This is a genomic window from Polymorphobacter sp. PAMC 29334 (assembly GCF_019431245.1).
Taxonomy (GTDB): Bacteria; Pseudomonadota; Alphaproteobacteria; order Sphingomonadales; family Sphingomonadaceae; genus Polymorphobacter_B; species Polymorphobacter_B megasporae.
The window spans coordinates 2,448,587-2,461,255 of record NZ_CP080243.1 but is presented as its reverse complement, the minus strand read 5'-3'; the positions used below and the strand labels follow the sequence as shown (position 1 = coordinate 2,461,255).

Annotated in this window: 12 protein-coding genes; 6 read left to right on the top strand and 6 right to left on the bottom strand. The window is 64.0% G+C overall.

What is annotated here, in order from left to right; genetic code table 11:
• The first annotated feature begins 116 nt into the window (after positions 1-116).
• Positions 117-359 carry an XrtV sorting system accessory protein gene (locus KZX46_RS15405; RefSeq protein WP_216707675.1) on the top strand — a complete coding sequence of 81 codons (243 nt, stop codon included), beginning with the start codon at positions 117-119 and terminating at the stop codon, positions 357-359.
• Here KZX46_RS15405 and epsI read toward each other — a convergent pair.
• From epsI to KZX46_RS15375, 6 genes are all read right to left on the bottom strand, one after another.
• Positions 356-1,057, bottom strand: coding sequence for an exosortase-associated protein EpsI, V-type (gene epsI / locus KZX46_RS15400; protein ID WP_219774711.1), 702 nt, complete (start codon positions 1,055-1,057; stop codon positions 356-358). The genes KZX46_RS15405 and epsI overlap by 4 nt on opposite strands.
• Complete coding sequence (gene xrtV, locus KZX46_RS15395; protein WP_226895993.1) at positions 1,054-1,935, bottom strand: exosortase V; 882 nt, start codon at positions 1,933-1,935, stop codon at positions 1,054-1,056. Before xrtV ends, epsI begins: the two co-directional genes overlap by 4 nt.
• A gap of 2 nt (positions 1,936-1,937) precedes the next feature.
• The gene (locus KZX46_RS15390) at positions 1,938-2,828 is read right to left on the bottom strand and encodes a protein tyrosine kinase (protein ID WP_219774710.1); all 891 of its coding nucleotides are present in this window, start codon (positions 2,826-2,828) and stop codon (positions 1,938-1,940) included.
• A complete protein-coding gene (locus KZX46_RS15385; protein WP_219774709.1) occupies positions 2,825-4,186 on the bottom strand; it encodes a chain length determinant protein in 1,362 nt (453 codons plus the stop codon). The genes KZX46_RS15390 and KZX46_RS15385 overlap by 4 nt, the downstream gene beginning before the upstream one ends.
• A 77-nt stretch (positions 4,187-4,263) precedes the next feature.
• Positions 4,264-5,064: a polysaccharide biosynthesis/export family protein gene (locus tag KZX46_RS15380; RefSeq protein ID WP_216707671.1), complete on the bottom strand. Its 801-nt coding sequence runs from the start codon at positions 5,062-5,064 to the stop codon at positions 4,264-4,266.
• Between the two features lie 16 nt (positions 5,065-5,080).
• Positions 5,081-6,355 (bottom strand): outer membrane beta-barrel protein, encoded by a 1,275-nt coding sequence (locus KZX46_RS15375; RefSeq protein ID WP_219774708.1) that lies wholly within the window; start codon positions 6,353-6,355, stop codon positions 5,081-5,083.
• Between the two features lie 217 nt (positions 6,356-6,572).
• Between KZX46_RS15375 and KZX46_RS15370 the strand changes: the two genes are divergently transcribed.
• The 5 genes from KZX46_RS15370 to KZX46_RS15350 all read left to right on the top strand — a co-directional run bounded on the left by KZX46_RS15370 (position 6,573) and on the right by KZX46_RS15350 (position 12,669).
• Positions 6,573-7,940: an ATP-binding protein gene (locus KZX46_RS15370; protein ID WP_219774707.1), complete on the top strand. Its 1,368-nt coding sequence runs from the start codon at positions 6,573-6,575 to the stop codon at positions 7,938-7,940.
• A gap of 161 nt (positions 7,941-8,101) precedes the next feature.
• Positions 8,102-9,145: a glycosyltransferase family 2 protein gene (locus KZX46_RS15365; protein ID WP_219774706.1), complete on the top strand. Its 1,044-nt coding sequence runs from the start codon at positions 8,102-8,104 to the stop codon at positions 9,143-9,145.
• Positions 9,146-9,153: 8 nt separating this feature from the next.
• Complete coding sequence (locus KZX46_RS15360; RefSeq protein ID WP_216707667.1) at positions 9,154-10,086, top strand: hypothetical protein; 933 nt, start codon at positions 9,154-9,156, stop codon at positions 10,084-10,086.
• Positions 10,087-10,162: 76 nt separating this feature from the next.
• Complete coding sequence (locus KZX46_RS15355) at positions 10,163-11,458, top strand: lipopolysaccharide biosynthesis protein (protein WP_219774705.1); 1,296 nt, start codon at positions 10,163-10,165, stop codon at positions 11,456-11,458.
• Complete coding sequence (locus KZX46_RS15350) at positions 11,455-12,669, top strand: Coenzyme F420 hydrogenase/dehydrogenase, beta subunit C-terminal domain (protein ID WP_226895991.1); 1,215 nt, start codon at positions 11,455-11,457, stop codon at positions 12,667-12,669. Before KZX46_RS15355 ends, KZX46_RS15350 begins: the two co-directional genes overlap by 4 nt.

The window sequence follows — 12,669 nt, the reverse complement described above, 5'->3', positions numbered from 1 at the left end:
ATCATGCCAAACCGCATCGATCCATGATTTGTTTTGTCAACCAATGGCTGTAGCCTCGATACTGGGTAGTAGTGTACCGACGCTTAAGTGGCGCGGGATTGTTTTGGGGAATATCGATGCAGACCGTTTACGATTGGTCGACAATGATCGTCTTTGCAGGACTGGTCGTTCTTTTTCTGCAGCGATCGCAGGGTGAGGCTCGCGACCAGCTGTGGCATTATCTGGTCGCCGCAGTCGGTTGTGCGGCGACGAATTATATCGGTAACGAAGGGTACGACCTCGTCGCGATTGCCGCCGGCGGAGCCACCCTCGCATTTATCTTCGTGGTGCTTCGCCCGCTCGACGGTTTCCACGGCTAGACGCCCAGCCGAGACAGCTCGGCAGCAAGCGTCGGTCCGATCAGAATCGCACGGTCCGCAGGCTTGACCCCAAGCACCAGCGCACGACCGAATTCGGTCAATGCCTTGAAGGTCTCGGGAGTTGGCTCTGCAACCGTCGACAAACGAACGAGGATACCGTCCGGAATAATCCCAGCAAGCTGCTCTCGGAACCGCATCGTCCGCTGTTCATGCTTGTCGGTCGGGAGATAGTCGCCAATCCTCGTCCAGTAGGCGATCGGTTCGATCCGGTTTTCCGTTGAGGCGGTCAACTCGCGGAGCGGGATCGCAACCTTGGGCGCGACCGGGAGCGCAGTCCGAGTGGAGTTCGATATCTGGAAGCCGACCGCAGCGTAGCAGGTCTCCGGCCGGTGAAGCTGGAGCAAGTCGCTTTGCAGGTTGCCGTACGCAAGCACCATCATAATCGGGAGCTGGTTCGGCGCGACATACAGGCGGGTGACGGTGTCGCTATACAGCCGATCGGCGAGACTGCCCGGAGTTTTGGGGAGTACGAAGGCACTTGAGGGTGTCATGCGCCACGCGCCAAACGATTCCGGGATGATCGAGTCGAGCTTGCGACCATGGAGCAGTTCGACATGGTGCCGCGGGGTCAGCGCCGCCGCCCCGGCCGCCGCCAGCAGCATGCCGCCGCCGAGCAAGATATCGCGCCGATCGATCATCGCGCTTTCTCGAGCCATGTCCGGACCGGGCTAAGCAACGCGTCGATAAGGAATATGAACAGCAATGCCGAAGTAAAAGTGACCATGCCGGCAAATTTGTGCAGAAACCCCTGCGCGACGGCGTCACCAAAATAATAAGTCAGCAGGACAAGCGCCGCGACCCGGATGCAGTTCGCCAAGATCGCGATCGGCAGGACGAGAATGAGCAGCAGCACTGAATAGCGCCAATTGGTGTTGCGCATGACGTAGACATAGAACAGGCCGATCGCGGTCAAGCTGATCAACGAATTCAGTCCGGCGCATGCGTCCTCGACGAGCAACTGATACTGCGCGACGTAAATCGTGACCCCGACCCGTGCGACCGGATAGCCAAAGCTGCCGAGGACGCTGGTGACCGATTGCGAAACGATCGCCTTGAGCGGCTGCGTCGCCGTATCGAGTACCGAGCCCGGGATCGGGATCATGAACGCGAGATACACGATCGGAAACCACATCAATCGCAGGACGGCGGCACCGAGGAAGCTGTAGGCGACCGCGCCGTAAGCGAGCAGCATCGACGCGACTTCGACACTGATGAAGTCGAACGCGCGGCCAAACGTATAGCCGATCACCGCGACAGCCATCGCTGCGACTGCGATGCCGAGCGATCCCGGCTGAGCCGCGGCACGAATTTCCGCACTGCGCCGAACGATCAGCCAGATACCGGTGGCGAGGACGAGCGGGCCATGGACGCCGGCCTCGGTCGACCACGGTCCGACGCCAAGGCTGGCGATCGTCGGCAGGAATAGCGCCGTTGCTCCGACGAACAGAAGCGCATGGACCGACAAAAGCCGCGGCCAGTCGATCGTTCGCCGGTCGTGATCAGCAATCGTCGCCACGTTCAAAATTCGCTCAGAACCGAACCGACGACCGAACTGCGCGCCGCGGCGAGCTGCCCGGCCAAGGTCGCGACATCCCCGACGAAGGTCTTGTCGCGCCGCGCGACGATGACCGCATAGCCGATTACCGAAGAAATCGTCAGGGCGTCGGCGCAGCTATTCGCCGCCGGCGTGTCGAATAGCGCGATGTCATACTCGCGAAGGAGCATGTTCATACCGTCGCGAAACCGCGTGCTCGACAGCAATTCTTGCGGCCGTGAAACCGGTGGTCCCGCGGTGATGACCGAGAGATTGGGCAGCACGTTGGCATGAATAACGCGCTCGGGACGCGACACCTGCAGCGACAGATAGCTCGAAAGACCGGGACCATTCGCGGCGAGACCAAAGATTTGGTCGATCCGCGGCGATCGCAGATTGCTATCGACGAGCAGGGTTTTCGTCCCAACCTGCGACAGCGCGGCGGCGAGGTTGGCGACAAGATAACTGCAGCCGACCCCATCGACCGGTGCAACGAATGCCATTGCCCGACGGCCCGGCTTGATATGCTGGGCAATCACCTGCGTCCGCAACAGCCTGATCGATTCGGCCTTGGCGCTGACCGGGTCGCTGAGCACGACAAGCTCGTCGGACACGCCGCGCCGGACATCCTCCTGGAGGGCGAGGCTGTTAACGAGTTGATCACGCGCGCGATCGAGCTCCTCGGCGCCGATGAAACCCAGCTGGAGAGCCGCCTGGTCGAAATCGACACCCTGCGCCGCCTGATGCTCCGCAACCCGCGCCGCCTCATCGTCGGTAAGTAGCCCAAGACGCAGGAGAGCGTCGCGGATCGGCGCATCGGCACCGATCCGTCCATCACTGACCGTCGTCGCCAAGCTCGTCGGGATGGTATTCATCGGGCGGGTGACAATCCAGTCGCTGGCGGCGTTTCGCTGCCGATATGGAAGAAACGGAGGACTCGCTGCCCGAAGGTCATCCGGATCGGACCTGCGATGACCGCCAATACAGCGACCTTCGACGCACGGGCTAGATCCTCCGGACCGCGAATTCGCCGCGAAAGCAGTTCTGTCGCAATCGCCAATATGATGCCGAGGCCCAATCCGCCGGCCGCCCCAAGGGCCAGGATCAGCGGCTTGTTCGGGAACGCAGGAACACCACTGACGACCGCGTCGCCGAGTGAAACCAGCCCAGTTTCCGACACATCGGCCTCGAGCTTGAGATCGGCGGCGCGCTGTGCCGCTTTCTCGTACTGCGATCGGCGAAGATCGACTTCGCGCTGGAGCTGGGCCAGCTGGTCGAGCTGCGGCTTGAGCGCCAGGACCTTCGCCTTTTGCGCCGTCACTTCAGCCTCGAGGCGTGACGCGTTGCCTTGGCTCGCCGAGGCGCTGCTGCCACCCTGCGAACGTGCCAGCGCGGTCTCACGCGCGAGCTGCTGCTGCAGGACCCTACGGCGTTCGGCGAGCGCGATATAGGTCGGATGCGACGTCCCAAGCTTCTGGCTCGCCGTCGCCAGCGAATCCTCGACACCGTTGAGCTGCGCCTTGATCGAGGTCACCGGGACGCTCTGATCGGCCCGGATGTCCTTGTTACTATCGACCATGCCCGCAGCGGTGCGCGCAGACAGCATCGCGCTCTGCATCGCTTCGAGCTTCATCGTTTCGGAATCGGCGCCTCCGGGCGCCATGACGATCCCGTTTTCACGTTCGTAAGCCGACTTCTTGGCTTCGGCACTGGCCAGCGCCTGCTGCGCCTTTTGTGCCTGATCGACGTACCAATCCGCCGAACGGCCTGCAGCGTCGGTGCGGAAACGGAGGCTGGCATCAATGTACGCCGACCGCAGTGCGCTGACGACGGTACGGGCAATGATCGGATTACCCGCCGTGTACGTGATCTCAAGGATATTGCTTCCCTGGACCAGTTCGGCATCGGTGCCCTCGATAATACCGCGCGCCTTGTACCGCCTGAAGTCCTCGGTGCCGTTCGAGTTCTTCTGATAGTCCTCGACCATCAGCGGGTTGCGTTCCCAGCCGAGCTTGTCGACGACATCACCGGCCACCCGGTAGTCGGTGATCAATTCGATCTGCGTCCGGGTGTACCCGCGCACGAAGCTCGACGCGATGACCTGTCCCGACACCGGATCAGGCTTGATCACGTCCATCAGAATACGTGCAGTCGCCGGATAGCGCGGCTTCAGGATGAAGCACAGCGCGAGAGCCGACGCCAATCCCACGAACAAGGTGATGACTATGATCATCCGGCGCGCCATCAAGATGCGCAGAAATTGAGCGATACTCATCCGACGCTACTCCTGCGCGCGATAATCGACCGATGTTAAAACAACCGCTCCTTGACGATATAAACATCACCCTTGCGTACGGGCTCGTCGATCGCAGCCTTCACTTCCTTACCACCACCCCGGATCAATGCAACTTTGCGTTCCGACCCTGATGAAGTTACGCCGCCGGCGATCGCCAGCGCCTCACGAAGGGTCATGTTCGGCGTGATCGCGAACGAACCCGGGTGGGCAATCTGGCCGTAGACGAAAAACGTATCCGCGTCGGGGACGAACAACGTGTCGCCCGGCGCGAGGATCAGGTTCTTGTCGGGACTGCCACGCACAAGCGCTTCGGTCTCAAGCCGGATTTCCTTGCTGTCGTTGGCGCGGCGCAGATAGATGTACGACGCGCCCTGCTCACGCAGCCAACCGGATTTAAGGAGCATCTCGAGCACGGTATACTGCTTGTCGAGCGGATAGACGCCCGGGGTCGCGACCTTGCCCGCGACGTTCACGGTCTTCGACACATAGGCGCTGACCTCGACGTTGACGAACGGGTCCTTGAAATAGCCGCCCTTGACGAGCTTTTCCTTAATCGTATCGGCGAGCTGGAGCTGCGTCGCGCCCTCTGCCTTGACGGTGCCGATCAACGGCATGACGATCGTCCCGTCTGCCTTGATCCGTGTGGTCACGCCGGCATCGGGCTGGCCATAGACCTGAACCGCGATCGTATCGTTCGGTCCGAGGACATATCCGTTATCCCTCGCCACAACCGGCGCATCCTTCGCCAATGCCGGCGCGCTCGCGGTCAACCACGCAGCGATGAGAGCGAGGCACAAGAGCAATAGGCGACGCATGTTCGGCTCCTTGAGACTAGACATGAACCGAGAGTGTGAGACTGACCCGGGTGCTGTCGTAGTTATACAGTCTTGGATTGGACGAGCGGAATATTTCGCTGACCTGGACGGCAATATCGTAGAGCGGCCTCGGCGTATAATTCATACCGACCCCGACAATCTTCGACGTGTCGCTCACTCGCGCTATTTCTCCCGGTATCGTGAAGGGCTGCTTATAGTTGTTGGCAGTTAACCCCACATTAGCGTGCGTCGAAATTGTGTTGCTCACGTCGTATGTAGCAGACAGCTGGAACGCATCGACGACCCGGAATAGCGCGCCGGACGACGAACTCGACAGCACGCTCCGCGATCCTACCGCCGCGAAGCTCAGCCGCGGCGAGGGATGATAGTTCAGACTGACGTCGTAAGCGGGCGCGCTATACGGCGACTGCCCGCCTTCGGGCCGCGCGGTGAGATAAGACAAGCCGATCGATCCGCTCAATTTCGCGCCGATCGGGCGGGAATAGGTCAGCCCGGCACGGTATGTCTTGACCCCGGTGTTGAGACCAACCGGGGAGATGGTCGAGCCGAGCGGGATCAACCGGTTGGGGTAGTCGATCGTCGAATAGCTGCCGTTGATCTGCAGCTGGCCAGGCCGAAAAACGCCGAGGCCGGCATACAGCGAGTAGACCATCGAATTGCTATTGGCGAAGCTGCGCAACTGCGATCCGTTATCGATCGTCGAACGGACCACACCGCCGCCGAACGACAGCCGTCCGCCAGGCGATCCGCAATTTGCATTCGCGCCGTAGGTCGCGAATATCTGGCGATTGTCGATCAACCGGCCGACGTCGTCGGGCGGGCCATCCACGATCACTGGCAACGTTGGGTCGAGCGGTATCGTCGAGAGATTGTTCGACGAATAAATCCCGTTCTGCCGGCTGCTATAGTTGCCGTTGACGACGGCGGTGCAACGCGAGCCGATGCTCTGGTTCAAAACACCACCGGCACCAAATCGATTGCGATCGAGATAGTGGTTATATTGGAAGAAATCGTGGCCGACGAGACCGGTCAGCGCGATCGTTCCGCGCCCCAGCCGGTGATTATAATCCAGCACACCCGCGGGCGAATAGCGGATGTCGTCGCTATGCCGGTTCGTAGCGCTCAGACTGCGCAGCTGATTGCTGTCGTAGAGCACCTCGCCCGTCGCCGTCGCCGACAGGCCAGCTGGAGCCGACAAGGCATCCGCGAACGCCGGCGTCGCGACAAGAACGGCACCAACCGCGGTGAGCAGCCCAACGCTGTATCTCAAGCTAAAACTCCTGCGACAGTCCATCCACCCGCCGTTCCGGTAGCAGTGCCGCGCCCTACCCGCAACTGCCTCACGATCACCATCCGGGCTTGCACTCCATCGGACAATTTGCGCAAGGAAGGGAAATTACCGGACGTTGTTAAAGTAGTGGTGGCATAGACGGCACGCTGCGGCCCGGCACGGTATCCGGGCTACCGGCGCGGGAGTTAAGACGGACATGGCAACTCTTTTTAAACGCTGGACGCGCGGCGCGGCGCCTGAAGCGGAACTATCGTCCGCTGCTTTTGCCGACGCGGCAGCACGTCAGCGTCCAGCCTTCCTCGACGCTTTATGGCTCGACGATGCGGCGCCGGTCCGCGAGTCAGACCTCCCGCGGTTCTCCGCCATGGCATCCGACGACGTCGAGGGTGTCGGCGAGGAGCCCACGCTTGCCCGGGCGCGGCTCGCACTGCGCGATACGCTCGGCGCATCGCAGCCGGTGACCACACGCGACCGCTTCTCAGGCCGCCACGATGCGCTGACCCAGCTGATCGCGGCGATTGAGCAGCAGCGCGTTCATGTTGTCGTGTACGGCGAGCGCGGCATCGGCAAAACCAGCCTCGCGCACGTCTTTGCCGACACCGCACGCGAGGCGCGCTATATCGTCCTGTACGGCAGCTGCGGGACCGACGGGCGCTTCGACGAGATTTTTCGGGCGTTCGCCGCGAAGATCCCGATGCTTTACCATCGCAGCGTTCTGCCGACGACGGTCGAGGTCGAGCAGGCTCTGAATTTCGACAGCCTGCTGCCCGCGGGCCCGTTCGGCCCGCGCGAAGTCAGCGACCTATTCTCCGATGTCGTCGGTACACGGGTCATTTTGATCCTCGACGAGTACGACCGGATCGCCGATCCGCACTTCCGCCGGGATGTTGCCGAACTGATCAAGAACCTCTCGGATCGGGCAGCGCGGGTGCAGCTCGTCGTGACCGGCGTCGCGTCGAACCTCGATGAGCTGATTGGCTTCGCGCCGTCGATCCGCCGTAACATCATCGGCCTGCCGATGCGTCCGCTCAATCTCGGCGAGGTCGCCGAGATCCTTCACCTCGGGCAGGATGCGGCAGGGCTTTATTTCACCGATGCCGCCGTTCAGATGATTTCGACGATGGCGAACGGATCGCCGTATCTCGTCCGGCTGCTCGGCCATCGCGCCGGGATCGCCGCGCTCGACCAGCGTCGCACGCAGATCGATCCGGCGCACGCCAAGCTCGCGGTCGAGCGCGTCCTGACTGAATGGAACGCGACGCTTCCCCGCCGCATCCAATCGCTGCTCGCCCGCGAAGAGGCGCGTGCGCAGTGGCCGCTGCTCGTCGCGGCGGCCGAAGCCGGAACGTATTCCGACGGCTGGTTCGTCGCCGCGGATGTCGCGGCCGAGATGCCGGGCGGCCCCAGTCCGGCGGCAATCGAAAGCGAACTGCGCAAACTTGCGACCGCGCATGAACTTCTCGAGAGTGAGGTCGTCGGCCCCGAGACGCGGTTCCGTTATCGTTTTCCGGGGGTTGCCTCGCTATTGTTGATGTCGGCGTCGCTGGCGCGGCTCGACGTCTAAGAGATCGGCTGGCGTCGCCCTATTGCAGTGCACCATAGCCCCGACTAGAGCGTTGCGGCGACGCATCGATAGGATGACATGACCGACGCTGGCCCATTCTGCGTGATCAGTGTCGGGAATTGTCTGCCGCTGGCATTGGGCGCCGGACGTTGGGTTTCGGCATGATCGACGGCCCCTTCCCGCGGCTCGGTGTCGTTCTGGTCAACTGGAACCGTTGGTCCGATACGATCGAGTGCCTCGAAACATTACTCCGGTCGACGATCCCGCTCCGGATCGTCGTGGTCGACAATGCGTCGAGCGACGGGTCGTCCGACCGCATCGCCGAGTGGGCGGCAGGCGCGACCCCCGCGAAGGCGCTGTCCCCGGTGTTTGCCGACATGTCGCAGCCGGGATGGCCCAAGCCGATCGTTTTGCGCCGCCTCGACGCCGAGGCGGCTGCTGCGGCGACCCCCGACACCTCGACCATCACGCTGATCGACGCGGGCGGCAATCTCGGCTTTGCCGGCGGCAACAATGTCGGACTGCGGTTCCTGTTTCGCGCCTCCTCGATTCGGCACGTCTGGCTGCTCAATAACGATACTGTCGTCGAGCCTGATGCGGCGATGGCGCTGCTCGCCCGGATGGAGGCAACGCACAAGATCGGCATGTGCGGCACGATCGTCCGCTATTATCATCGCCCCGATGTTGTTCAGGCGCTCAACGGCAGCCGCTTCAACCTGTTCACCGGGCAATCGCGGGGCATCGGCGAGGGCCAGCCGGGGTCGATGCCGTTCGATCCGGCGAAGGTTGCGCGCGAAACCGATTTCGTCCTCGGCGCGTCGCTCGGGGTTTCACGCGCTTTTTTCGAAACCGTCGGGCCGATGACCGAGGATTATTTCCTCTACTTCGAGGAGATTGACTGGGCGGCGCGCAACGCCGGCCGCTTCGCGATCGCCTTCGCCCATGGCGCAGTCGTCTACCATAAGGAGGGCGGATCGATCGGGTCGAGCGCGGTCAAGGGACGGCGGAGCGACGCATCGGACTATTATCTGCTGAGGTCGCGGCTCGGCTTTATCCGACGGCGAGCATTGTGGCTGCTCCCGCTCCACTGGGTGCTCGCGCTTGGCCAGATCGCACGGCGACTCTTGCGCTTGCAGCCGAAAAAGGCATTGGTCCTGTTGCGCGCCCTGCTAGGGCTGCAAATGAAAACCATTTCGAGGGGTTGAGGATGTCGATGAGCGGAAAAACGCGGATTGCGGCAAGTTTGGCGATCGTTGCGCTCGTTGCGGGCTGTAACCGCGGCGGCGAAACGCCCAAGGGCCAGGTCGTCGCGACGGTCAATGGTGACGACATCACGATCCACGAGCTGAACTCGGAACTCTCGCTCGCCCGTCCGCCCGCCGACGTTCCCCGCAAGACCGTCGAGCAGGTCGTCCTTGCGCGCGTCATCGAGCGCAAGATGCTCGCCGACGTCGCCCGCGAGCGCCAGCTCGACAAGAACCCGAACTTCATTCTCGCGCAGCGTCGCGTCGACGACGGCTTGCTCGTCCAGGCGCTGCAGAGCGACATCGCGAAAAAGGTGCCGGTCCCGACGCGCGAAGCCGCCGAGAAGTATATCGAAGCGCACCCTGACCAGTTCGGTCAGCGCAAGCTCTACACGATCGACCAGATCCAGTTCCTGCGTCCCGCCAACATTGCGTCGATCGGGCTCGAGCCCGCCAAGACGATGAGCGATGTCGCCGACGTGCTGACCAAGAACAAGATCGAATTCCGCCGCAACAACGCCGGGATCGATGCGCTCCAGGTCAACCCCGCCCTCGTCGCCGAAATCGGCAAGATCCTCGCCCGCAACCCGAACGAAGTCTTCATGTTCGCCGACCAGCCGCAGGGCGCACCGGCACCGATCATGTACGTCAACAAGGTCACCGACGTGAAGGTCCAGCCGTTCACCGGCGAGCCCGCCATCACCTTCGCGCAGCAGGTCCTCCAGCGCGAGAACATCCAGAAGGCGCTTGTCGACAACCTCGCGACCTTCAAGAAGGCGTCGGATCCGAAGATCAAGTACGCTGCCGGCTATGGTCCGCCGCCGGCACCCAAGGCCGTAGCAGCCCCGGTCACCGGCACCGGGTCGGTTCCCGCCGCCCCGGCACCCGCGCCGGCGTCTTAATCAGCCCATGGCGGGGCAACCATCCCCGCCAACGCGGAGTGTCGTTTTGGACCTTGCCCGGCCCATCCGGCACTTGATGCCCCACTTTGCCGCCAATCGGCTTGGCGGCCAGTCGGTGCTCGCGTTCGGCCTGAAGCTGTGGGGTGCGGTCGCGAGCTTCGGCTTGAACTGGCTGATCGCGCGCCACTTCGGTCCGGCAGGAAGCGGCGAGTTCGGTATCGCGCTGACGACGCTGACGATCACGTCATACTGTGTCCTCGCCGGGCTCGACACGATCGTCGTCCGGTCGGTTGCCGGTGATCTTGCCGAGCATAAGACAGGCGACGCGCGCGGCGTCGTCAAAACCGTCGCAACGGCGGTCGCAATCGCCGGGCCATTGGTCGCCGCGACGCTGTACGTCTTCCGCCAGCCGCTCGCGACGCACATTCTCCACCAGCCCGAGATGGCGACGATGCTCGGCATCATGATCTGGGCGGTCGTGCCGCTGACCCTCCAGCGGATCGCGTCGGCGGCATTGCGCGCGTCTGGCAACGTGATGCTGTCGCAAGTCATCGACGGTCCGGCCGGGACGACGCTCGCTGCGGTCGGCCTCGCGGTCGGCATCGCCGCCGGGATCGCGCAGAGCATATTGCTCCCCGCCGGACTTTACCTGACCGGGGTCCTCGCCGGATCGACAATCGGGTGGGTCGCGTTCCGCCGGATGTCGCACGGCTGGGCCGCGCCGGTCCCGCTCGCAGTCGTGCCGCTGATCGTCGCCGGCCTGCCGATCCTGCTATCGAACCTCAGCCAGCTGTTCACCGAATGGTACACCACGGTATCGCTCGGAGCCCACTGGCCGGTCGAGGTCGTCGGACAGTATCGCGCGGCGTGGCAGTTCGTCATGCTCGCCGGCCTCGTCCAGCTCGCCATGGAGGTGATCATCGGCCCGCGCATCGCCGCCGCCGCCCGCATCGGCGACACCGATGGCATTGCGCGGACCGCGCGGCGGATGGTCGGCCTCGTCCTTGTCCTCGCCGCCCCGCTGTTCATCGTGATCTTCGCCGCCCCCGGGTTCCTCCTCGGCATCTTCGGCCCGCGCTTCGTCGGCGGTGCGCTGGCATTGCAGATCCTCGGTGTCGGGCAGCTTGTCCGCCTTGCCTCTGGGCCGCTCGGGGTCATCCTCGTGATGACGGGCAACCAGCGCTGGGTGCTGGTCTATGCCGGAAGCGCGGTCGTTCTCTGTGTCGGCTTCGCGCTGTGGCTGACCCCGCTCTACGGCGCGGCGGGCGCGGCGGCGGCGACGGCCGCGGCGATCATCGGCCGCAACCTGATCGCGATCGCGGTCGTCCATTTCGTGCTTAGGATTAATCTTTTCCGCAAGCCCGCCGCGTGATCCCCTCCCCCGCACTCGACCGCGTTGCGCGCGGCCAGTTGTGCACCGGCTGCGGCCTGTGCGCGAGCCTCGCCGACGGCGCGATCGAGCTTACCACCGTCGCCCCCGGCTTCACCCGCCCGCGTCAGATCGCCGACATCGCCGCACCAGCCGAAGCCGCGATTGCCGCCGCCTGCCCCGCGCTGGTCATCGACAACCGCCCCGCCGCGCCGCACTACGACGCCTTGTGGGGACCTTGGTTCACGACCGCAACCGGCTACGCGACCGACGCCGCGCTCCGCCACCAGGCATCGTCGGGCGGTGTCATCTCGGCGCTTCTCGTCCACGCCCTCGCGACCGGCATGGTCGACTATGTCGTCGAGACCGGGATGGACGCGCACCGGCCGCTCGCCAACGTCACCGTCACCGGTCGCACCGCGAGCGAGGTCTTCGCCGCAGCGGGATCGCGCTACGCCAGCTCATCGCCGCTCGCGGGGACTGTGGCGCTGCTGGATGCCCCCGGGCGCTTCGCCTTCGTTGGCAAGCCGTGCGACGTCTCGGCGCTGCGCGCACTCGCCCGGATCGACCCGCGCGTAAATGCCAAGGTGCCGCTGATGCTCGCGTTCTTCTGCGCCGGCGTGCCGAGCGGCGATGGGGCGCGGCGCATCCTCAAAGCGATCGACGCGCCCGAAAACGAGGTCACCGCCTTCCGCTACCGCGGCGACGGCTGGCCCGGCAATGCCACCGCGACGCTCACCGATGGCACGACACGGAGCATCAGCTATCACGACAGCTGGGGCAAAATCCTGTCGAAGGAAGTCCAGTTCCGCTGCAAGATCTGCCCCGACGCGGTCGGCGGCGCGGCCGACGTCGCCTGCGCCGATGCTTGGTACGGCGACGAAAAAGGCTATCCCAGCTTTGCCGAGCAGGCGGGGCGAAGCCTTGTGATGACCCGCACCGCGTTCGGCGAGGCGCTGGTCCGCGCCGCCGTCGATGCCGGTGCGATCGTCACCGAGCCGCTCGATCCCGGCGAAATCGTCCGGATGCAGCCGTCGCAGGCGCGGCGGAAGCGCGAGCTGATCGCCCGGCTCGCTGCGGTGAGGGTTGCGGGCCGCCCGGTGCCCCGTTACCGCGGCGTCCGGCTGCTCGCGGCGGCGCGGCAGGCTTCGGTCGTACAGCATGCGCGCGCCTTCGCCGGTCTCGTTCGGCGGCTGGCCCTGCGGCGAACATAG

Bases quoted from the DNA above. Each gene is read 5' to 3' on its own strand.
- KZX46_RS15405 (WP_216707675.1), top strand. From the start codon at position 117: ATGCAGACCGTTTACGATTGGTCGACAATGATCGTCTTTGCAGGACTG.
- KZX46_RS15385 (WP_219774709.1), bottom strand. From the start codon at position 4,186: ATGATCATAGTCATCACCTTGTTCGTGGGATTGGCGTCGGCTCTCGCG.
- epsI (WP_219774711.1), bottom strand. From the start codon at position 1,057: ATGATCGATCGGCGCGATATCTTGCTCGGCGGCGGCATGCTGCTGGCG.
- KZX46_RS15355 (WP_219774705.1), top strand. From the start codon at position 10,163: ATGCCCCACTTTGCCGCCAATCGGCTTGGCGGCCAGTCGGTGCTCGCG.
- KZX46_RS15360 (WP_216707667.1), top strand. From the start codon at position 9,154: ATGAGCGGAAAAACGCGGATTGCGGCAAGTTTGGCGATCGTTGCGCTC.
- KZX46_RS15380 (WP_216707671.1), bottom strand. From the start codon at position 5,064: ATGCGTCGCCTATTGCTCTTGTGCCTCGCTCTCATCGCTGCGTGGTTG.
- KZX46_RS15370 (WP_219774707.1), top strand. From the start codon at position 6,573: ATGGCAACTCTTTTTAAACGCTGGACGCGCGGCGCGGCGCCTGAAGCG.
- KZX46_RS15390 (WP_219774710.1), bottom strand. From the start codon at position 2,828: ATGAATACCATCCCGACGAGCTTGGCGACGACGGTCAGTGATGGACGG.
- KZX46_RS15365 (WP_219774706.1), top strand. From the start codon at position 8,102: ATGATCGACGGCCCCTTCCCGCGGCTCGGTGTCGTTCTGGTCAACTGG.